Here is a 21,712-nt window from a genome sequence, read left to right as displayed (position 1 = left end):
TCGCTACCTCACCCAGGTTGTCCCTGCCCTTTTATCCTCGAAGCACCTACATCGTGAGCACAACATCGGCCATATTGGCGCCGTGAAACGTGCACATCCACCACGTCCCTGTCGGGAATACCACGCTGCGCACGCCGGCACGCCACCGCTCGAGCGCCGCGCGGTACAAGGCGCGAAACCCGCGTACAGCGGCACGAGCCGCGCGCCACGCGTCACCCTGCTTGCGGCCGACAGCAAACGTCGGATTGCCAGAGCGCGGCGCCTCGAGGCTCGTGATGCGCTCATGGGGCGAGACCTTGCCGGCTTGTTCGGCGCCGAGGAAGCGGCGCCCTCGTTGCTTCACCTCCGCTTGCGCCTGCAATTCTTGCCTCTCGAGCTCGGCGGCGATGGCATGGCGAAAGTCCTCCGCGCTGTCATGCTCGATGTTCGGCGGCAGCGTGAGTGTCAGCGTTGCTTCCTCCGGCCACTGCGGATTTTTGGGGTCGAAGTATGCGGCGGGACGCGCCGCGCACAACACGCCCCGGCCGATCTCGCCCACCTTCACCTTGGCGCCCGGCCACTCATGCGCATGCGGGACGAGTCCAGCGGCCACAGGGTTTGCGAGGACATAGGCGATCTTCTCCACCACCGCCGCGTGTGTCAGCAGCCGCACCACGCTCGTGGCCTCATGATCCCATACTGGCCCTTCCCATGCGCGGAGCACCTTAGTACCGAGCGCGACGATGCGATGGAAGAACTGCAGGAAGCGCGGCAGAACGCCGTTCACGTCGGTCACGACGAGGTGCAGGTGCGTCGACATCGCGCAATGCGCGTGGACCTCGATGCCGTAGCGGTGGGTCGAGACCGCGAGGGCGTAGACCAAGAGCTGAGTGATGGCTGCGTCGGGCCGGAAGAGGAGATGCCGGCGCAGGACGCGACGGGTGATCAGGTAGGTTGCGCCGGGCGCGATCTGGCGGGGCTGGCTCATGGTCGGGCAGAATTCCAAGAGCCGTGCCGACGATCGTGGTGAACGATCTCAAGTACTTACCAAGTACTTACCCATGCCAGCGGGTGGCGGCGCCATGGCGGACCGTGCTCCGTCACCCGGCCAGGTCAGGTCAACCTGGTCAGGTCAGGTCAACCTGGTTGGGTCGGGTTTCCCCTTCCGGTCAACCTGGGTCGGATCAACCTGGTTGGGTCAGGTCAACCTGGTTGGGTCGCGCCCGCGCCCGCGCGGATCGCCTTGCTGAGCCAGGAGCGCAGCCAGCGATGGCCTGGATCGTCGTGCACGCGCTCGTGCCAGATAGCCGAAGATCGGTCCACGCCGAGCTCGACGGGGGGCCGGGCCGCGCGTAGGCCGAAGGGCGTCGACACCGCCGCGACCGTCGCTGGACACGTCACCACGAGGTCCGAGGCCGCGATCAGGAAAGGCACCGTCACGAAGTGCTGGACCTGCGCGACGATCCGCCGCCGCCGCCCACGAGCTTCCAGCGCGCGATCGACAAGGCTGCCCGGCATGCCGTGCGGAGCGATCAGCACGTGCCCGAGCTCCAGGTAGCGCTCCAGGGTCAGCCGCCGTGACGCTGCGGGGTGGTCCCTGCGCATCAGCGTCACGAATCCCTCCTCCGGCAAGCGCAGCTGTCGTGACGACGGGGGCACGAGGAACTCCGGGACGAACGCGAGATCCGCCGTTCCCCGCTCGAGCCGCCTCACGAAGTCCGCTTCGGCGCGGTCGACCTGCACCGTGATGTACGGTGCCTCGCGCGCCAGCATGGGCAAGAGCCGCGGCAGCGCAACCGCCTCCAGCAGGTCGTTGCCGAGCAGCACGAAGCGGCGCTCGGACGTCGCTGGGTCGAACGGCGCGCCGGCCTGGACCGCCGCCCGCAAGCTCGCGAGCGCCTGGGCCAGCGGATCGGCGAGCGCCTCGGCGCGCGGCGTGAGGGCCAGCAGCGGCCGCCCCGGAGCGAGCAGCGCATCGCCGAAGAACTCGCGCAGTCGCCCGAGCCGCTGGCTCGCAGCCGACTGCGTGATGCCGAGCCGCTTCGCCGCGCGCATCACGTGCCGCTCGCGCAGCAGCACGTCAAGCGCGAGCAGGAGATTCAGGTCGTCGGGGAGCGCCTCGGGCATTAGACACACGAATACATCATATTAGAGTGATATCCTGTACTAATCGTTCGAGCCGCCTCAATCTCTGCGCATGGCCGTCGCTCGCGGAGCCCGGTCAGACGTCCTCTGGAGGATGGAGCGCATCATGGAGAGGAAACTCAAGGTCTCGCGGCGGCGCCTGCTGGAAGGCGTCGCGACGCTCGCCGTGGCGGCGGGAGCGGGCTGGTACGCTGCCGGCCGGGGTGTGTTCGACGCTCGGACGGGCGAGCCGTTCGCCCCTTGGACCGCGTTCCGCGGGCAGCGCGGCGGCGAGCTCGCCGAGCTCGTGCGCGCCGCGGTGCTCGCCGCGAGCCCGCACAACACGCAACCGGCGGCACACGAACCGCGGCCCGTACCAGGCGCAGCGCGTGCCTGGTTCCGCGCTCCAGGAGCTCTCGCGCCTGAGCGAAGCGGGCTCCGATGGTGAGGTCGTCTGGCTGGAGCACCCCGATCAGCGCGAGAGCTTCGCCGCTCACACGCTGCGCGCCACCGAGACCATCGTCCGCGACGCGGCGATGGTGCGGGACAGCGACGCGTGGTTCCGGCTGGCGCCGGAGGCGGTACCGAGCCATAGGGACGGGCTGACCCTCGATGTGATGGGGCTCGGTCCGCTGCTCACCGCGGCGGTCAAGCTGCTGCCGCGTCCGTCGGCGGAACAGATGCACGACGACTGGCTCCGCGTCACCCGCGAGGTCCACCTCGCCGGCGATCCCGCCGTCGGCGTCATCGCGGTCCGCGACCGCTACGACCTGGGCGCGACGCTCCGCGCCGGGCGCCTGTGGCAGCGCATGCATCTCTGGGCGACCGCGCGCGGCATCGCGATGCACCCGCTGAACCAGGTGCCGGAGGTCATCGACCGGGAGCGTATGCTCGGACGAGCGCCGGCGATGGAGCGCTCGTTCACCACCGCGCTGGGTCTAGGCGACCGGCAGCTCACCTTCGCGTTCCGGCTGGGTTTTCCGGAGCGAGAGGGCGTGTGCGGTCCGCGCCGCGCCGCGGAGGAGGTGATCCGCGCCGCGTGAGCGCTGCGCCTCGGCCGGCGTGCTGACCGAGCGCGGCAAACCCTGGACGCCGACGAACGACCGTCACCGCACGGCGATGCCCTGGGCGCCGCCGCCGGGCCTCAATCCACCCGCCTCCCCGCGTGGGATCAGGCCGCCGTCGCGGCTCACCTGGAACGCCGCGATCGTCCCGGTGCCGGCGTTGAGGGTGTACAGAAACCGGCCGTCGCGCGTCATCGTGAGGTCGATCGGCGCCGTTCCGGTGGGGAACGAGGCGGACACGCCGTCGTCGAGCAGCGTCAGCGCGCCCCGGGCGTCGACCTGGAGCCCGGAGAGCGTGTTGCTGCCCGTGTTGGCCGTGAAGACATAGCGGCTCCCAGGGGCGCCGGCGATCCAGCAGGTCGCCCGCTGGAAGGTGTCGACCGTGTCGCTGATGACAGCGAGGCTCCCGTCGTGCCCGATTTTATACGAGGACACCACGCTCGTGTCGCCGGTCGCGGGCACGCCGTCGCCGCCGACCTCCGCCACGATGAGGTGGCCGCGACGATCGAAGGCGAAATCGAAAGGGACAAGGCCCCTGGAGATCGTCGTGACCGGCGCGTCGCTGGGCAGTCCGCGGCCGCTCATGGGGAACACGTGGAGCTGATTGGACCCCTTGCCCGCCACGACCAGCGCCTCGCCGTCGGGAGAGAAGCCGATCTGACCCGGCGTCGCGCCGAGCGACGGCGGCGTCGTGCCGCCGAGGCCGAGGCGGCGGTTCGATCCGTCGAGCGGGACGAGCTCGCCGCACGGGTTCACTTCAAAGCCGGCGATGTTGCCTTCGCCACCCACGTTGAGGACATAGAGCAGGTCGCCGTGCGAGGCGACGCTCACCGGGAAGTCGCCGCCCGAGTCGACCACGTCGAGCAGCGTCAAGCCGCGCGGGCCGACGCGGAACATCGACACCTCGCTGCTGCCCGCGTTCACGGCGAACAGGAGCTTCCCGTCCTCGCTGAGGACGAGCGAGCCCTGGGATCCGAGTGCGTTGATCGGCCGGGTCGGCGCGCCGAGCCCTCCGGTCGCGTACGTGCCGGCGTACGAGAGCGAGCCGTCCGCCGCCCGATCATACGCCATCACGGAGTTGCCATCTCCGGCGTTGGTCATGACGAAGATCTGGCCGTGCCGGTGGACGCCGCTGCCGTGCGCCATGGCGTCGCCGGGCGCGCCCGCCGCGAAGAGACCGAAGCTCAGGGCCGTGATGCTCATCGTGCTGCGAAACATGAGAAAGCTCCTGGGGAATGGCGCCGCGAACCCAGCGGCGCGGGCTTGTCGGTGCGTCGATCGTCGAGGCGCATCTCCGTCGTGACGACGGGCACGGCGCGCCCCGCCCCGGGCGCGCGGGCGCGCGGCTCTGCGCGTTCCGCCGGGCGGGTTCATCCGCTGCTACGCGGAAGCTCCTCCGCGGTTTCGCTGCCGTCGACCGGTCCGCTCCTTCGCGCCTCAGCCCTTCACTCGGGCGTCGATCCGCCTGCGGCGGCCTGGTCGGCGTGCGTGCGTGGCCCTGCCTTGCGTGACGAGGGACCGATGACGTCTCCGCTGGCGCCGCCCAAGCTGGGCGTCGCCCAACATGCGGCTCGCCCAACCTGTGCGGCTCGCCCAACCTGGGTCGGGTCGGGGTCGGCTCGCCCAACCTGGGTCGGGTCGGGGTCGGCTCGCCCAACCTGGGTCGGGTCGGGGTTGGCTCGCCCAACCTGGGTCGGGTCGGGGTCGGTCGTCCCAACCTCGGTCGGGGTCGCCCCCGGGTCAGGTCGCTGGTCGCGGTCGTCCCAACCTGGGTCGGGGTCGGTCGTCCCAACCTGGGTCGGGGTCGCCTCCGGGTCAGATCGCCGGTCGCTGCCCCAACCTGGGGTCGGCTCGCCCAACCTGGGTCGGGTCGCGGTCGTCCAACCTGGGTCGGGGTCGCCGGTCGCTGCCCCAACCTGGGGTCGGCTCGCCAACCTGGGTCGGGTCGCGGTCGCGGTCGTCCCAACCTGGGTCGGGTCGCGGTCGTCCCAACCTGGGTCGGGTCGCGGGTCGCGGTCGTCCCAACCTGGGTCGGGTCGTCCCAACCTGGGTCGGGTCGCTCCACGCTCTGCTTCTTGCGTACCTGAGCAACCGTTCGCCGGGCGCCACGGCACCCCCGCCCTCGGCGGCCCGGATCCAGCGCGAGGTGCCTCGGAAACCGCGCTTCTCCCAGGGCGATGACGCATGGCATCGCCGATGCTTCGGACGCGAGCGCGAAAGTCCATCCACTCTCCAACGGGAGTTGAACCATGTCCGTCTCGAACGCCCCGCTCACTGGAACCCCCGAAGCTCGCCGGCCCGCCCGTGGCTGCGAGCCCGACGCAGGCGCCAGTGTTCGGGACGAGTTCCTCACGCTAGCGTCGCACGAGCTCCTGACGCCGCTGACCTCGCTCAACTTGCAGGTGCAGCGGATGAAGCGGCTGAGCGAGCAACGGGCGGAGGACGGGTCAACGTGGGTCGCCTCGCTCGAGGTCGTCGGCCGGCAGGTCAACCGGCTCACCCGGCTCTGCGATGACATGCTCCAGGCGATCCGGCTCCGATCAGGCCCGCTCGATCCCGCGCGCGAAACCGTCGACCTCGGGGCGCTCGTCCGGGAGGTGATCGCCGAGCTCCCGGTGGAGCTCCGCTCCCCGTCCTCCACGATCTCCATCGACGCGCCGGAGAACATCGTCGGCCGCTGGGATCGGGAGCAGATGGGACGCCTCGTGTTCCATCTCGTCAAGAACGCCATCCAGTTCGGCGCGGGCCGGCCGATATCCATCGAGGTGAAGGCCTGTCCCGGCGGAGCGGAGCTCCTCGTCCGCGATCGAGGCGCGGGCATCGCGGAGGAGGACCAGGCCCGCATCTTCAGGTGCTTCGAGCGCGCGGGCGGCGTTGTGCACTTCGGCGGCCTCGGGCTCGGGCTCTACATCGCGCGCGAGATCGTGCGCGCTCACGGCGGAACCATCGGCGTGGAGAGCTCGCCGGGCTGCGGCTCGACCTTCATGGTCGAGCTCCCCCTCGAGCCCGAGCCCGCCAGTCGCGCCGCCATCTCGCTCGCTCCCTGACACCGTCGCTCCCTGCGACGCCCGCCCACACGCCGTCGCCCTCCCCATCCCCTCGGCGAGCGCGCGCCCCCACCGCGAAGCGCCGCGCATCCCCCACCGTCGACGTGAGCTCACCGGTCACGCGCGGCGCGCCCGCCGCCCGCCGCCGCGCGAGGCAGCGCAGGCACGCGCCGGCGCGACTTGCCCGTTCGCCGCGAGATCTCGTGATCTCCCGCCTCGCGGAGGACGCCATCACCCGCCGACGACGGGGCGCGCCCTCCCCGGCACGCAATCCATTGCTCGATCGTGTAGCGGTCCGCGCGCTCATCCCCGCTCGCGCGGCCAGCGCGCCGATATCCCCGTGAATCTGCGTGAGCCCCGCCGGCACGAGGTGTGCTCTGGCTCACGTGAGAGCTAGGGCCAGATAGGCAATCCGCGTTCGGCGAATGCTCGATCGAAGCGGAGCCGATCGATCGATGGGGCGTCGTCGTGGCGCCCGCGTCGCAGGGGAGAACCATGAAGATCGAAGCGACCAGCGACCTCATCCGCATTGTGCTCGGCAAAGGTCACCCCTCCACCGTCTCGGAGGCCACGAAGAACACCGAGGCTCACGGCGCGCGTCATCCCACGAGCGCGCGACCCGCCGACCTCGCGGAGCTCGGCGGGGAGAGGGCGGCTTCCAGCCGCACCGCCGCCCCTCGCTACCAGAGCGCCGTGACCCAGCCGGCCGCCGGCCTCGCCAGGGCGCCGGAGCTCCTCGCCGCGAAGCAGCGCGTGCTGTCCGGCGGCAGGCTACCTGCGGCCTCGGTCCGCTTCGCCGGGCCTGCCGAGATCGACGTCTTCCTCGGCGAGCTCGATCAGGCGATCCGCCCTTTCGAGGACTGCTTGCGAAAGGCAGGGGCCCGACACGGCGACAGGGCCGCCCAGCTCAAGGCCATCATCAAGAAGGCCTCGATCCAGACAAGCAAGACCCGGTTCGAGTGCCCCCGCGACATGGCCGAGTTCGACGCCAGGCTCGCGCGGATCGTGCGGACGGGTGAGCCCATCGTGCTGGCCATGCCGGAGGGCGGCGGCAAGGTGCCAGTGCCGCTCAAGACAGGCAGGTTCGGCCGGGGGCCCGATTTCGCCGAGTTCCTCGGTATCAAGATGCGAGCGGCGCTGGCGCGCGTCCTGCGCGAGTTCCACCCTGGCGGCGCCCACGTGGTGGTCGTGCCGGATACGTGCCTTCACACCCGCGACATGGGCTTCTGCGCGGACGAGGTCCGGAGCCACCTCGAGCAGCTCTGGCGCGATCTACCCCGCCTCGGCGTCCGTGACGAGGTGATCGTCGCCGATACCCTCGCGTACCTGCCCGCGGACTGGAGCGGCGTCGTCGAGCGCAGCGCCGCGGAGGTGGTCGCCTCGATCGCGGAGGATCAAGCGGTGAGGGAGGCGGCCGCCGCCCAGTCGAGATCGCTGATGTTCATCAAGGACTGCGGCCTCTCCGACGAGGACGAAGCGGTGCTGTTCTATGCCGCCGTGGCCGGGCACCCGGACGGGATCCCCACCGGGCTCGCCGCCCAGGCCAGGGCCTTCCAGGCGGCGACGGACGAGGTGACGCCCCTCTACATGGCCATCAACCATCATGGCATCCGGGGCCTCGGCCTGATCGAGCGGGTGGTCGACGGCCTCGGCTTCTCCAGCGCCAGCTACCTCCGCGCGAGCGTCCACGCCAAGCCCGGCTGTCCGCGGCCCGCCCTCAGCGTCTTCCATGCCCTGGCGCCGGTCGCCCTCTTGCCGATGCACGCCCTCGGTGTGCGCGTGATCGACGAGACGCCTCGCTGGGGGCTCTCGTTCGATGTCGTCGGGCGGATGCGCGGCTGGCAGGCCGTCTGCGAGGCGACCACCGGGCGCTTCCTGTTCTATGAAACGACGCAGGAAGGCGTGGAGATGGGCGGCGCCTGTGCCGAGCGGGCAGCCGCGTGACAGCGCCGCGCAGGCCGGCGGGGGCGCCGGCCTCACCCCCTGTCCAGGAACCGAGGAGGATCCGCGTGCAAGAGTTCGATACGATCGTGGTCGGCGCCGGCATCACCGGCCTCTACTGCAGCTTTCGCCTCGCCCGGCGGGACCCGGGCCGCACCGTCGGGCTCTTCGAAGCCTCGGAGCGGTTCGGGGGCCGGATCGAGACGGTCGACCTCGATGGTTTCCTCGCCGAGTGCGGCCCCATGCGCTTCGAGAAGCGCCGGCAGCGCCTGCTGATGGGGCTGCTCGACGAGCTCGGCCTGACGACCAGGCCGTTCACCCCGTATGCGGCCGAGCCCGTCCAGGGGCCGCGGTTCTCCCTCTCCCCCGACGAGGCCGGACCCGCTCATCGCCCCCACACGACGCTCGAGCTGATGAAGCTCGGTATCCTGAGGATCTTGAAGGACACCCCGTGGGCGAGCCCCGGCAATCCGGACGACCCCAGGGACGCGAAGCACCGGGAATGGCTGAGGCGCCTCGCGGAGGACGACTATGCCAGCATGCGCCGCGGCGCCAGGCTGGGAGGCGACTTCCTCTACGAACAGGGGTTCTGGAACGCGCTGAGCGACGTCCTCGGCCACGGGGCCGTGCTCGCGATCCGCGATCAGGGCACGTTCTTCCACCTGATCCCGGAGAACCCCAACGCCATGGACTGGATCGTCTTCTGGCTTCGCGCGCTGTCCAGCGAGGGGGAGGGGGACGCCTCGCTCGTCAGCATCGAAGGCGGCTCCCGGGCGCTGCCCCTCGCGCTGGTGCGGGAGCTCGAGCGGCGCCCCGAGCAGGTCGCCATCCACCTTCGCCACGCGCTCACGTCGCTCGCGGCAGCGGAAGGAGGGAAGATCCGCCTGCAGTTCACCCGCGGCGCGGAGACGGTGGAGGCCGTCGCGAAGCACGTGATCCTCGCCTTGCCCCGCAGCCCCCTGATGCGGCTCGCCGGCTGCTTCTCCGGGGAGATCCAGCGGGATCTCGACGCGGTCTTCGGGTTTCCGCTCCTCAAATGCTTCCTGGTCACGGACGCGCCGTGGTGGACGGGGCGCACGCCGCCCCACAGGAACGCGTCGCTGATGCCCGCCAGGGAGGTCCACACCACCTACCGCGAGAGCGACGGCAAGGGCATGATCATGCTCTACACCGATCGACCGGCCACGGAGTTCTGGAAGGTCTATGTCCAGGGCGAGGCCCACGATCGCGCGGAGATCGACGGCAGCGAGGCGCTGAAGCGGCAGCTCCTGAAATACCTCGGCGTGGATCTCCAGGACCCGGCCGGGCGGCAGCGCGCCGCCGGCACCGTGACGACCTGGGCCATCCGGGACTGGAGCCGGGAGCCCTACGGGGCGGGGGCCCATACCTGGCGGCCAGGCGTCAGATCGTGGGAGGTCCTCGAGAGGCTGAGGGCGTTCGACCTCCCCGGCAGCAACGCGCCTGTCGGCAGCGTCCATGTCTGTGGCGAGGCCTACTGCGATTATCAAGGGATCGAGGGCGCGCTCCGCTCGGCCGAGAGCGCGCTCCAGACCGTGCCCTGATCGTCGATGCGGCGCGCGCTACGGCTCCCGGGGGGGCGCGTACCCGAGCCGCTTGATGCCGTGCGCCTTGAGCTTGTAGACGAGCGTGCGCAGCGGCATGCCCAGCGCGCGCGCCGCCTCCGTCTGGTTCCCGCTCGCCTTGCGGAGCGCCTCGACGATCAGCTCGGCCTCGCAGCGCTGGAGCCGCGTCTTCAGGTAGTCTCCGCCCGGGGGCGCGGCGGTGAGCTCTCCGATCTGGTACGGTCGCTCCTTCTCCGCCTCCGCCGCCGGCTCGGAGGAGGGCGCCGCCCGGGCGCGCTCAGGCAGATCCTCCTCGGCGATCCACTCGCCCTCGGCGATGACCACGGCCCGCTCGATCGCGTTCCGCAGCTCCCGCGCGTTCCCCGGCCAGGAGTACGCCCGGAGCCGCGCGAGCGAGTCGGCGTCGAAGCCGCGGATCGACCGGCCGTTCGCCTGGTTCGCCTGGTCGAGGAAGCGCAGCGCGAGCGGCTCGATGTCCTCCGGGCGCGCCCGGAGCGGCGGGATCGTCATCGTCATCGTGTTCAGGCGGTAGAACAGATCGCTGCGGAACGCGCCGGACGCGCACATCGCCTCGACGTCGCGGTGGGTCGCCGCGACGACGCGCGCGTCGACGTCGATCGGCTTGTTCGAGCCGACGCGGGTCACCTGCCGCGTCTCGAGGACGCGCAGGAGCGCGGCCTGCACCGCGGCCGGCAGCTCGCCGATCTCGTCGAGGAAGACCGTGCCGCCGTCCGCCGCCTCGAACACCCCTCGCTGCTGCTGCCATGCCCCGGTGAACGCGCCGCGCTCGTGGCCGAAGAGCGTGCTCTCGACGAGCTGCTGCGGGATCGCCCCGCAGTTGACGCACACCATCGGCTTGCCGCTCCGCGGGCCGCCGTCGTGGATCGCCCGCGCCACGACCTCCTTGCCCGTCCCCGTCTCGCCCAGCAAGAGGACCGGGATCGACGAGCGCGAGACCCGCTTGACGATCTCGAAGACGCGGCGCATCGCGGAGCTCACGACGACCGGCTCGAAATTGCAGGTGCCCGGGCTGCTCTTCCAGGTCCCGCCCGGCGCCGAGCGCACCGGCTGCTCCACCGTCGCGCTGCGCACGGCGCTCCAGCACCGATCGAGCAGCTCCTCCGCCACGGTCCCCGCGTCGGGGAACGTCGCGAACCCCGCGAGCACGACGGGCGACCCGCCCCCGGGGGGCGCGGCGAGCGCGCGCGCCACGTCGAGCGCCACCTCCGTGCCGGCCTCGAGCAGCAGCGCCGCCACCACGTCCGAGCTGTAGAGCGCGATCCGGTCCACGGGGCGCAGCAGCGCCCGCACGCGCGGGAACAGGTGGCTCACGTGGGCGCCGGGCTGGCGGGCGACCCGGGCCATCACGACCGCGAAGCTCCGCCCGAAGTACCGCGCGCGCTTCACCTCCTCCTCGAGGGCGACGCGGAGCTGCTCGTGGCTCATCAGCCCTGGCAGCTCGTCCTCGGCCGCCGTGATCGAGCGGACGGCGACCACCACCTTGCCGAGGATCACCTCCTCGCCCGGCTTCACCTCGCCTCGCGTGATGCGCTCGCCGCCGAGCCAGGTGCCGTTGGTCGAGCGCAGATCCTCGATGACGACCTTGTCGCCGGACTGGGTGAAGCGGGCGTGCTCGCGCGAGAGGCTGACGTCGCCGATCTGGACCTGCGACGGCGGCGCCCGGCCGATCACGACCGGCACGCCCGGGCTCAGCACGGCGCGCTCGGCGCCGTCGCGGTGATAGACGAGCAGGGCGACGCGTCGATCGTCCTGCCTGACACCCTGGATCGCATCGATGAAGCTGCTGGACAGCGGCGTTGTCTCCGGGCCGATGTCCGTCTCGCGAATGACTGCCACGCTGCTCACCCCCTTCTCACACGACCTCGCCCCCGGGCTCGCGGGCGGCGCGGCGTGCGCCGGCGAGCCCGCCCGCCCGCGCTCCACGCAGGCGCTCGCTGACGCTGAATTGCGCACCAGCACGGGCGTCTCCGGCGGGCGGCGACGCACCAGCTTGTCCATCAGGGTCCGGTGTTCATGAAGCGCATCCCACGCACCCCGCGCCTCCAACGCGTCCAATGCACCCGGCGCACCTTGCAATTCAAGCACCACCTGGGCGTCGAGCTCGCTGGTGACAAGGAGACGGTGTTCCTGATCGGCGAGCGTGAGCGCACCATGCTCCGCGGCCGCGTCGTTCACCTCCTGGGGCCGCTCCTCGACGGCCGGCGGACGGCGGACGAGCTCGTCGCCGCGCTCGACGGCGAGGCCTCCGCGCCCGAGGTCCGCTACGCCCTGAGGCGTCTGGAGGAGCGAGGCTACGTCACCGAGACCGCGCCTGCTCGCGAGGTTGCGGGCTTCTGGCAGGCGCTGGGGGCGGACGCCGCGCGCGCCGCGCAGCGCCTCGCGTCGACGCCCGTCGCCGTGCGGGCGGTGGGGGGCGAGGACCCGCAGGCGCTCGCCGGCGCGCTCGCCGAGGCGGGCATCGTCGTGCAGCCGGAGGCCGCGCTCGTGGTCCTGGCGACCGACGATTACCTGGACGCCGCACTCGACGCGTGGAACCGGCGCGCGCTCCGGGAGGCGCTCCGCTGGGTGCCGATCAAGCCCGGCGGGGTCGAGCCGTGGATCGGCCCGGTGTTCCGCCCGGGCGCTGGGCCGTGCTGGGCCTGCCTCGCGCACCGTGTACGGCACAACCGGCCGGTCGAGGTGTACCTGGAGCGGCGGCGCGGCGGTCGCGGGCCGCTCCTGCCGCCGCTCGTCGGCCTGCCTGCGGGACGGCGCGCGGCGCTCGGGCTCGCCGCGGTGCTCGTCTCGACCTGGATCGCCGCGGGAGGCGCGGGGCCGCTCGATGATCGCCTCTACAGCCTCGACCTCTCGCGCGCGCGGATCGCGGAGCACCCGGTGGAGCGGCGGCCCCAGTGCCCGGCCTGCGGCGACCCCGACGGCGCGCGGGCGCGCGCGCTCGCGCCCGTGGTGCTGGAGCGTCGCCCCAAGCGCTTCACCGACGACGGCGCCCACCGCGCCGTTCCGCCCGAGGAGACCCTGGCGCGCGTCCTCCGCCACGTGAGCCCGTCGACCGGGCTCGTCGCGAGCCTGGGCCCCGTGGAGGGGCGCGATCACCCGCTCCGTCCCGTCTACGGGGCCGTCCACCGCGTCTGCCCGGCGGGGGACGCCCCTGCGTTCGGCGACTTCCACCGGGCGAGCGGTGGCAAGGGCCGCTCCTACGCCCAGGCCAGGGCGAGCGCGCTGTGCGAGGCGATCGAGCGCTACAGCGCGACCTACCAGGGCGACGAGCCCCTGCGCCGCGCGCGCCTGGACGAGCTCGGCGGCGACGGCATCCCTCCGGACGCCCTGCACCACTTCAGCGAGGCGCAGCTCGGCGCGAGGGCGGCCGGCGCCCCGCCGGGCGATCCCAGGCTGGCAGTCCCCCTGCCGTACGACCCGGGCGCCGTCATCGACTGGGCTCCTGCGTGGTCGCTGACGCACGGGAGGCGGCGCTACCTCCCGGCCGCGGCCTGTTATCTCCACGTGCCGGCGGCGTCCGGCGCGCCGTTCTGCTCGTTCAACCCGAGCGGGCACGCGGCGGGCAACTGCCTCGAGGAGGCGATCCTGCAAGGCTTCCTGGAGCTCGTGGAGCGGGATGCGGTCGCGCTCTGGTGGTACAACCGCGCCCGCCGCCCCGCGGTCGATCTGAAGAGCTTCGGAGATCCGTATTTCGACGCGCTCGAGGGGCACTACCGCGGCCTCGGCTGGCGCCTCTGGGTCCTCGACGTCACGAACGATCTCGGCATCCCGGCGTTCGTCGCCGTGGCGCGGGCGGCGGACTCCGCCCGGCTCACGCTCGGCTTCGGCTGTCATCACGACGCCCGCCTCGGCGTGCAGCGGGCGCTGACCGAGCTCAATCAGCTCTTCGACCCCCGCGACCTCGCGCCGGCCCGCGGCTGGGATCGCGCCGCCCTGACCGGCGAGGCCTACCTGTTCCCCGACGACGGGGCCCCGGCGCGGGCGCTCGGCGACTACCCCGTCGTCCGGCGCGACGACCTGCGCGACGACGTGATCGACTGCGTGGAGCGCGCGGCGCGCGCCGGCCTGGAGACCGTGGTGCTCGACCAGACGCGGCCCGACACCGGCCTGTGCGCCGTGAAGGTCGCGGTGCCCGGCCTCCGGCACTTCTGGCCCCGCTTCGGGCCGGGGCGCCTCTACGACGTTCCGGTCCGCCTCGGGTGGCTCGAGCGGGCGAACCGGGAAGAGGACCTGAACCCTGTGCCGCTGGTCGTCTAGAGCAACCGACCCGCTTGGAAACCAGAGAAATGAGCCGCCAAGACGCCAAAAGACGCCAAGAAAACAACAAATATTTGGCGTCTCTTGGCGTCTTGGCGGTTCAACTTCTCGCTGTTTGCATGCGGCTTCAACCCGATCGTCGCTCCAGGCCTGGTCCGGGGGATTCGGCAGCAGCAGAAGCAAGCAGAAGCAGAAGAGGAGATGTCCCGTGCGCGACGGCTATCGCATCCTCGACGCGGATCGTCACGTCATCGAGCCGCTCTCTCTGTGGAAGACCCACCTCGAGCCGGAGCTCCGCGCTCACGCCCCGTACCTCGCGTACGCCGGCGATGGCGAGCCCCTGGCCGACCGCGTGGCGCACCTCGGGCCGGAGGGGCTGCTCCGGCTCCCCCCGCAGCCGATGGTGGATGGCCGGCCGGTCCATCACCGGATGAGCGCGCGGACCTGGCGCGCGATCGCCGCCGCCGGCCGCCGGCGGCTCGAGGCGCTCGCGCCGCTCGGGCCGCTGGATCAGCCGCGAGCGCAGCTCGACGACATGGATCGCGAGGGCATCGACGTGGCGTTCCTCTACCCGACGCTCGCGCTGGCGCTCCTCGGCATGACCCCGCTGGAGCCCGCGCTGGCGAGCGCGCTCGCCAGGGCGTACAATACCTGGTTACGGGGCTTCTGCGATCACGACCCCTCGCGCCTCCGTGGCGTGGCCTTGATGAGCCCGCACGATCCGGCGCAGATGGTGCCCGAGCTCGCGCGCGCGGCCGCGCTCGGCTTCCGCGCCGTCGTGCTCCGGCCGAACCCCGTCGCGGGGCGAACGCTGGGCGACCCTGCGTACGAGGCGTTCTGGGCCGAGTGCGAGCGGCGCTCGATCGCCGTCGCCATCCACGAGGGCACGCACGCCTCCTTGCCGGCGGCCGGCGCCGATCGCTTTCGCAGCCGCTTCGCCCTGCACGCCTGCTCGCACCCGATGGAGCAGATGATGGCCTTGCTCGCGCTGATCGAGGGCGGCGTGCTCGAGCGACACCCCGGCCTGCGGGTGGCCTTCCTCGAGGCCGGCTGCGGGTGGCTGCCTTACTGGCTCTGGCGCCTCGACGAGATCGAGTACCGGGGCCTGGCCGAGGAGGTCGCGCCGCACGTCCGCCGAGCGCCGTCCGCGTACTTCCGCCGCCAGTGCTTCATCGAGATCGAGCCGGACGAGCCGTGCCTGGAGCAGGCGATCCCATGGCTCGGCGAGGACAGGGCGATCTTCGGGACGGACTTCCCCCACATCGATCACGACGCAGGCATGGTGGAGCGGGCGCTCGCGCTCCACCGCAAGCTCCCCGGAGAGGGCCTCCGCAAGATCCTGTGGGACAACGCCGCCAGCTTCTACGGCATCGACGGATGACTCAGCAGATGATGCAAGACGAGCCGGAGTCGCTCGTGAGCTCGGCCAGCGCGACGGGCCGATCCTCCAGCTCCGGCGGCGGTGGAATACAGAGCGTGATGGCGCCCGCCGACGGGTCCCAGCCCCTGCGCTGCTCGCAGAAGCGCAGCGCGTCGCCGCCCGGCGAGCCTGGCTCCCCCGCCTCGCGGATGGTCAGCTCGACGCCTGGCGGCAACGCATAGCCGCAGCGAGCCATCAAGTACCCCCGCGGGTCGCTCTTCAACCGATCGCGCTGCGTCGGGTCTTCCCAGCAGAGCGCGATGGCGCGCAACCAGGCCCCTTCCAGCTCCAAGAGCCCTTCCTCCATCGCTCCTCGCTCGTGCGGAGAGCGCGCCTCCTCGTCGAGATGCGCGGGAGCGCCGTCGGTTTCCGCGATCCTGGACATGTACTTGGATGATTGATGGGAAAACATGGTCACCTCCAATCGCCGGTGCCGCAGGCCCTGGCATGGGATATGGAGCTCATGGAACCGGCGCCGCGCGCCGTCGAGCCCTTCGCGCGTCCAATGCAAATAAACGCAGATGCAAGTGCGCTGAAAGCGACCGAGGCGCCGCCGCGGCAGATCAATCGGTCACTTCCTGGAGCAGCGCTCGCACCGTGGCAAAATCGGGAAGATCGGCGCACTCCACAGGCCAGTCGGTGAGCTGCCTGAGCAGGGGGCGCGCCTCGTCGCGCCGGGCCTGCTGCACGAGCATCTGGCAGAGCGCCACGGTCGAGCGCAGCTCGAACGTCCTCGCGCCCTGCTCCCGCGCCACGGCGATCGATCGCCGCAAGCACCGCTCGCTCTCCTGCTCCGCGCCGGCGCCCAGGGCGTGAAGAGACAGCCCCTTCATGCGGTAGAGCTCCGCGACGTAGTACACGTCCCCCGACTCCTCGGCGAGCAGCAGGCAGCCCGCGAGCTGCTCCACCGCGGCCTCGTGCTGCCCGCGCTCGGCCTCGAGCTCTGCCACGAGAGAGAGCCAGTACGGTAGGCCGCTCTGCTGGCCGCCGTCCCGGATCGTCTCGATGTGCTGTCTCAGCTGCTCGAGGTCCCGCTGAGTCCAGCAGCGCAGGGCCCAGCAGTGAGCGGTGACCCAGAGCTGATGATGCTCCGTCAGCCGGAGGAGGGAGTCGATCATCGCCGAGACCTGCTCCCGTTCGCGGGCATAGTGGTAGACGCCGGCCAGGTGGAGCAGCGCCATCCCGAGGCTGTTCAGGTGATCGAGCTCGCGTGCCCACGCCACCGCGGCCTGCCCGTGGGCGAGCGCCTGCGCTGGACAGCCCATCAGGTAGAGCACCACCGCGAGCGTGTACTGGGCCCACACCTTGACGTCGACGCCGGAGAAGAAGGCGTGCTCCCGATGTGCCCGAGGGTCGTAGAGCGCGATGCCGCCATCGAGTTGCTGGCGGGCCTCTGCGAGCTTTCCTTCGAAGAACGAGCACTGTCCCAGCAGCACCATCGACGAGACCAGCTGCGCGGTGTCCTGCGACCGCCTGGCCAGGTCGAGCCACCGCTCTGCTATCGCCCGCGCCTCGCGGCGATGGCTCCGCATGTGGTGGTACCAGAACATCGCCCAGAGCGTCGGCGGGGTCATCGAGCTCTCCCCGAGCTCGTCGCTCAGCTCCTCGCAGCGGTGGACCGCCGCCTCGAGCTCCCTCGGCATGTACCCGCGCCGGCGTACGAGCGCCAGGATCAGCAGGCTGTTCAGGCGCAGCTCCGAAAGCGCGCGCTCCCGCGCGTCCGCGATCGCCGGCAGCCAGCCGAGCGCCTGCGTCACGTGGACGATCGCCTCGGTGTCGTCGGCGTTCGCGGGCCGCTTCAGCGCGCGCTCCGCCGCGATCTCCGCGTACGCGATCGCCCGCTCCAGCTGCTCGGCCGCCGCGTGGTGGTGCGCGAGCAGGTTGGGCCGCGCCGCGACGATCTCGGGGAAGCGCGCCTCGAGCGTCCGGGCGATGATCGCGTGCACCTTCCGCCGGCTCCGCTTCGAGAGCGACTCGTAGGCCGCGTCCCGGATGAGCACGTGCTTGAACTGGTACGTCGGGTTGTTCAGCCGCCGCTTCCTGTGGATGAGATCCGCGGCCATCAGCCGCTCGAGGTCCTCCTGGACCTGCTCCCCGTCGAGCGCGGACACGGCGCAGAGCACGTCCTGGCAGAACTCCCGGCCGAGCGCCGCGGCGATGCGGGCCGTCTCCTTGGCCCTGCCGAGCCGGTCGAGGCGCGCCACCAGGAGTCCCCGCAGCGTCGTGGGGATCGCGAGCGCCGAGAGCGGCTCGGCGAGGCGGTAGTGGTCCCCCTCCTCCACGAGCGCCCCGGACTCGAGCACCATCCGCGTCAGCTCCTCGACGTAGAGCGGGACGCCGTCGGTCCGGTCGACCACCTGCGAGAGCACGGGCCCAGGCAGGGCGCGGCCGCCGGCGAGGCGCGCCACCAGGTGCTCGACGTCCGACCGATCCAGGCGGCTCAGCTGGATCTGGAGCATGCCCGACATCGACCAGGGCGGCGAGAACTCGGGCCGCGCGGTGAAGACCGCCATCAGCCGCGCCGAGGGCACGTCGGCGATCATCACGCCCAGCCACTCGAGGGTCGTCGGATCGGCCCACTGCAGGTCCTCGACCACGAACAGGACGGGCTGCTCCTCGGCCATGTCGAAGAGCATCGTCGCGAGCGCGTTCAGCGTCCGCTCCTTCTGCCGCGGCGGCGGGTCCAGCGGGGCCGAGTAGCGCCCGTCCAGGGGGATCGACAGCAGCGCCGCCAGCAGCGGCACCATCTCCGGAAGGTCGAAGCCGCGGCGCGAGAGGAGCGCCTCGAGCCGGGCGAGCCGGCGCCCCGGCGCGTCGTCCCGGCCCGTCTCGATCAACCGCTCCAGGAGCTCGATCAACGGGTAGAGCGCGCTGCTCCGCTGATCGGGCACGCAGCGGCACTCCAGGCAGCTGTGCCGCTCGCCGTGGAGCCGCCGGACGAGCTCCCCGGTGAGGCGCGACTTGCCGATCCCGGGGCCGCCGGTGACGAGGATGCTCTGCCCGATGCCCTGCCGGACCTGGCCCCAGCGCTGGAGCAGGAGATCGAGCTCCTGGCTCCTCCCGATCAGCGGCTCGGTGTCGCGGCCGGCGATGTCCTGGTCCTGGGCCGGGGGAGGGATCTCCTGCCCCATGCGGTAGATCGCGAGCGGGCGCGCGACGGACGAGAGATCGGGCGGCGCCATCGGCTCGAGCGCGAACCGGCTCCGGAGGAGCCTGAAGGTCTCGCCGCTGACCACGACCGTGCCCGGCGCCGCGGCCGCGCTCAGCCGGGCCGCGATCTGCGGTGTCGTCCCGAGGTGCTGCGTGTACCGATGGATCTGGCCGGCGACCACGAGGCCGGTGTGGAGCCCGATCCGGACCTCGAGCGCCACGCCCCGCGCCGCCGTGAGCTGCGCGCTGCGCGCCGCCACGTCCGCCACGACCTCCAGCGCCGCGCGGGCGGCGCGCCGGGCGTCGTCCTCCTGCGCGGAGGGATAGCCGAAGTGCAAGAGGACCTGATCCCCCAGCGCGCCGGCGAAGCGCCCCCGGTGGCGGCGGGCGATCTCGGCGCAGGCGTCCTGTTGCTCGTCGAGCAGATCGTCGATCTCCTCGACGTCGGTGGTCTTCAGCCCCGGGCCCGAGGCCGTGAAGGTGCAGCAGACGACGGTGAGGGGCCGCCGCTCGCCGTCGGGTCGCTCCAGCGCCGGTGCCTCTGGCTCCGTCGGGGCCGGCGCGTCCACGCGCCGGGGCGTGGCCGGAGACGGCATCGTCTCGGCCGCCGCGTGGCCGCTCGGCGGCGCCCGGAACTCCCGCGAGGGCGCGTCGAGCGGCGCCGTCTCGCTCGCGACGCCGCGCCACGGGCTCGCGTCCTCCGCGCCTCGGCTCGGGGCCGGCGGCGTGCGGGGCGCTCGCGCGGGCTCGACGAGGTCCTCGCGGCTCAGCGCATCCACGTCGCAGGCCTCGAGCTCGCGCAGCAGGCTCGAGGCCGTGACGACGCGCGCGGCCATGTCCTTGAGGGTCGCGCGCCGGAGGAGGGCGCCGAGCGGGTGCCCGAGGAGCGCCGGGGGGATCGGGATCGGCTCGGGGCTGGCCTGCCGGAAGAGCACCTCTTGCAGCGACCTGCCGGTGATCGACGGCCTGCCGGTGAGGCACTCGAGGAAGACGAGCCCCCAGGCGTACAGGTCCGAACGCACGCTCACCGGCTGTCCGAGGAGCTGCTCCGGCGCCGCGTAGGCGGGCGTGCAGAGGATCTCGTTGCTCGGGGTGAGCTTGGGATCCACGCCCTCCATGGCCCCGGCGATGACCGCGCCGATGCCGAAGTCGAGCACCAGCGCGTTTCGCCGCGCCCCGGTCGAGACGATCATGATGTTGCTGGGCTTGAGGTCGCGGTGGACGACGTTCTGCCCGTGGGCGCAGCCGAGGGCGTCGAGGACCTGGAGCATCAGGTACCGCGCCTCGCGCGGATCGAGGGCGATCTCTTCGGCAAGCACCTCCGCCAGGTTCTGGCCGGGCACGAACTCGAAGATGGTGTAGAGGGTGCCGTCGTCCGTCTGTCCGGCGTCGATGAGCCGGACGATGTTGGGGTGGTGGAGCTGCGCGCAGAACCGCGCCTCCTGGTGGAAGCGGGCGCAGCGCCGCGCGACGTCGGCGGACTTGCTGCCCCGGATCGGGTGCATGACCTTGATGGCCACCGGCTGTCCGGTGGCGAGCTGACGCCCCTTGTAGACGTCGGCGAAGCCGCTCTCGCGCAGCGCGGAGACGATCTCGTAGCGCTCCTGGAACACGGCGCCCGAGGCGATGGCGCTGCGGCTCATCCCATCTCCCTCCGCCGGGCGGCCCGGCGCGACCGCGGGAGCGGGCATGAGCCGAGGAGGGCAACGCGCTGCGCCGATCGGCCTGCCTCATCGATGAAGCGCCTGGACACAGCGGCTGTCGATCTCGTCAGCACTGCTTGTCCACGGCCGACCTCGCTGCTCACGTTGGTTCATATAGGGTGGACCTCCGTCGACGTCCGTCGATGCCGATCGGGTTCCGGCGCTTCGGCGAAGAAACCCCGGAAGACGCTCGCGCCCGGCCGGCTCCGTGGGGCGCGGCTCCGGGGAGACGGGCCGACGTGCGCAAGCGCGCTCCTCGCGGGGCAGCGGCCGAGCTCCGCCTGAATGTTCGATTCGGCTACAATCTTCTATCGTGGCTGCTGTCGCGACGACCGAGCGAGTCGCGGTGAACAGCGGCGAGTTGACCTCTGGCACGGCCGGTGAGAGGGCGGTGACGCGGACTTCGTCGGCGCTCGACGCGCGCGGGGAGCCGAGAGCGTTCCTTGGGCGGTGAGCGACGATTCAATGCTTTTCAATCCTTTGTGGAAGGAGCACGAAACATGCTGAGGCACCTGGCGACCCACATCGTTCTGCTCGCGCTCGCGGCGGCTGGTCCGGTCGCGTGCGCGGGCTCGGGTGACAGCCCCGCGGACGCCGGCAGCGTCGCCAGCGGGAGCGGCGGCGCCGCGGCTTCCGGCGGACACACCTCGGGAGGCGGCGCGACCGGCGGAGGCGGAGACGGTGGAACGGGCGGCAGCGCCTCGGAGAGCGGCGGCGCGGGCGCGGGCGAAGCGGGCACCGGCGGCGCGGGCGAAGCGGGCACCGGCGGCGCGGGCGAAGCGGGAACGGGCGGCGCGGGCGACGGCGGCGCGGGCGCGGGCGAAGCGGGAACGGGCGGCGCGGGCGACGGCGGCGCGGGCGGCGCGGGCGCCGGCTGCCCGGGGACGGGGGGAATCACCTACACGCTCGCGAAGGTCGCCTCGCCGACGGCGGAGCAGCAGTCTGCGTACGACAAGATCACGAGCGCGATGGACGAGGCGCTGTCGTACTACAACTGTCAAACGAGCATCGAGAAGCGCCTGTCGGTGTCCTACGTGCCGTCGGTCGCGACGGCCGATGGCAACGTCAATGGCTCCATCCGGTTCGGCGCGACGAGCTCCATGAACTACATCACAGCGATGCACGAGATCGGTCACACCCTGGGGGTCGGCAGCCGCGAGTTCGGCGCGCTGGTGGTGGACGGCGTCTTCACGGGCGAGGCGGCGACGCGCCAGCTCAGGGCCATCACGGGCAACGAGAGCGACGTCGTGCACGCGGACACGCAGCACTTCTGGCCGTACGGTCTCAACTACACGACCGAGGTCAAGACGACGGACGATCTCGTGAACCATTGCAAGATCGTGGTCGCCATCCGCGAGGACATCGGGTTCTGACGGAGCGATTCCGCGGGAGAGAGCTGTTGCGATCCGTCGGATCGCAACAGCTC

The 21,712-nt window shown here is 71.8% G+C and carries 13 protein-coding genes; 7 read left to right on the top strand and 6 right to left on the bottom strand.

Features of this window, described 5'->3' with window-relative positions:
* Window positions 1-46: 46 nt before the first annotated feature.
* Together WMF34_RS26750 and WMF34_RS26745 are read right to left on the bottom strand one after the other, a co-directional pair.
* Window positions 47-967: a hypothetical protein gene (locus WMF34_RS26750; protein WP_012237815.1), complete on the bottom strand. Its 921-nt coding sequence runs from the start codon at window positions 965-967 to the stop codon at window positions 47-49.
* 215 nt (window positions 968-1,182) lie between these two features.
* Window positions 1,183-2,106 carry a LysR family transcriptional regulator gene (locus WMF34_RS26745; protein WP_437994670.1) on the bottom strand — a complete coding sequence of 308 codons (924 nt, stop codon included), beginning with the start codon at window positions 2,104-2,106 and terminating at the stop codon, window positions 1,183-1,185.
* 386 nt (window positions 2,107-2,492) lie between these two features.
* Between WMF34_RS26745 and WMF34_RS26740 the strand changes: the two genes are divergently transcribed.
* Window positions 2,493-3,146: a hypothetical protein gene (locus WMF34_RS26740; protein ID WP_437989548.1), complete on the top strand. Its 654-nt coding sequence runs from the start codon at window positions 2,493-2,495 to the stop codon at window positions 3,144-3,146.
* 63 nt (window positions 3,147-3,209) lie between these two features.
* Here the strand turns inward: WMF34_RS26740 and WMF34_RS26735 are convergent, their stop codons facing one another.
* Entirely contained in the window at window positions 3,210-4,385 is a 1,176-nt protein-coding gene (locus WMF34_RS26735) for a lactonase family protein (protein WP_437989547.1), read from the bottom strand.
* 1,031 nt (window positions 4,386-5,416) lie between these two features.
* Between WMF34_RS26735 and WMF34_RS26730 the strand changes: the two genes are divergently transcribed.
* From WMF34_RS26730 to WMF34_RS26720, 3 genes are all read left to right on the top strand, one after another.
* Window positions 5,417-6,214, top strand: coding sequence for a sensor histidine kinase (locus tag WMF34_RS26730; protein WP_012237811.1), 798 nt, complete (start codon window positions 5,417-5,419; stop codon window positions 6,212-6,214).
* 495 nt (window positions 6,215-6,709) lie between these two features.
* On the top strand, window positions 6,710-8,158 hold the full coding sequence (locus WMF34_RS26725; RefSeq protein WP_437989546.1) for a hypothetical protein: 1,449 nt from the start codon (window positions 6,710-6,712) through the stop codon (window positions 8,156-8,158).
* Between the two features lie 65 nt (window positions 8,159-8,223).
* Complete coding sequence (locus WMF34_RS26720; RefSeq protein WP_437989545.1) at window positions 8,224-9,717, top strand: flavin monoamine oxidase family protein; 1,494 nt, start codon at window positions 8,224-8,226, stop codon at window positions 9,715-9,717.
* Window positions 9,718-9,735: 18 nt separating this feature from the next.
* On the opposite strand, the gene WMF34_RS26715 is transcribed toward WMF34_RS26720, so the two are convergent.
* Window positions 9,736-11,595 carry a sigma 54-interacting transcriptional regulator gene (locus WMF34_RS26715; RefSeq protein ID WP_231864257.1) on the bottom strand — a complete coding sequence of 620 codons (1,860 nt, stop codon included), beginning with the start codon at window positions 11,593-11,595 and terminating at the stop codon, window positions 9,736-9,738.
* Window positions 11,596-11,829: 234 nt separating this feature from the next.
* On the opposite strand from WMF34_RS26715, the gene WMF34_RS26710 reads away from it, so the two are divergent.
* The gene (locus tag WMF34_RS26710; RefSeq protein ID WP_437989544.1) at window positions 11,830-14,013 is read left to right on the top strand and encodes a TOMM precursor leader peptide-binding protein; all 2,184 of its coding nucleotides are present in this window, start codon (window positions 11,830-11,832) and stop codon (window positions 14,011-14,013) included.
* Between the two features lie 208 nt (window positions 14,014-14,221).
* The gene (locus tag WMF34_RS26705; protein ID WP_437989543.1) at window positions 14,222-15,394 is read left to right on the top strand and encodes an amidohydrolase family protein; all 1,173 of its coding nucleotides are present in this window, start codon (window positions 14,222-14,224) and stop codon (window positions 15,392-15,394) included.
* A gap of 1 nt (window position 15,395) precedes the next feature.
* Here WMF34_RS26705 and WMF34_RS26700 read toward each other — a convergent pair whose 3' ends face one another.
* Both WMF34_RS26700 and WMF34_RS26695 read right to left on the bottom strand, forming a co-directional pair.
* Window positions 15,396-15,845, bottom strand: coding sequence for a BMA_0021/BMA_0022 family TOMM bacteriocin (locus tag WMF34_RS26700; protein ID WP_437989542.1), 450 nt, complete (start codon window positions 15,843-15,845; stop codon window positions 15,396-15,398).
* Window positions 15,846-15,996: 151 nt separating this feature from the next.
* Window positions 15,997-20,226 (bottom strand): TOMM system kinase/cyclase fusion protein, encoded by a 4,230-nt coding sequence (locus tag WMF34_RS26695; RefSeq protein WP_437989541.1) that lies wholly within the window; start codon window positions 20,224-20,226, stop codon window positions 15,997-15,999.
* Between the two features lie 560 nt (window positions 20,227-20,786).
* Between WMF34_RS26695 and WMF34_RS26690 the strand changes: the two genes are divergently transcribed.
* Window positions 20,787-21,659, top strand: coding sequence for a hypothetical protein (locus WMF34_RS26690; protein WP_012237803.1), 873 nt, complete (start codon window positions 20,787-20,789; stop codon window positions 21,657-21,659).
* Window positions 21,660-21,712: the final 53 nt, after the last annotated feature.

The sequence above is a fragment of the Sorangium sp. So ce145 genome (genome assembly GCF_051525985.1).
GTDB lineage: Bacteria > Myxococcota_A > Polyangia > Polyangiales > Polyangiaceae > Sorangium > Sorangium cellulosum_B.
The sequence above is the reverse complement of the archived record's forward strand: the minus strand, read 5'-3'. Positions and strand labels throughout refer to the sequence as shown.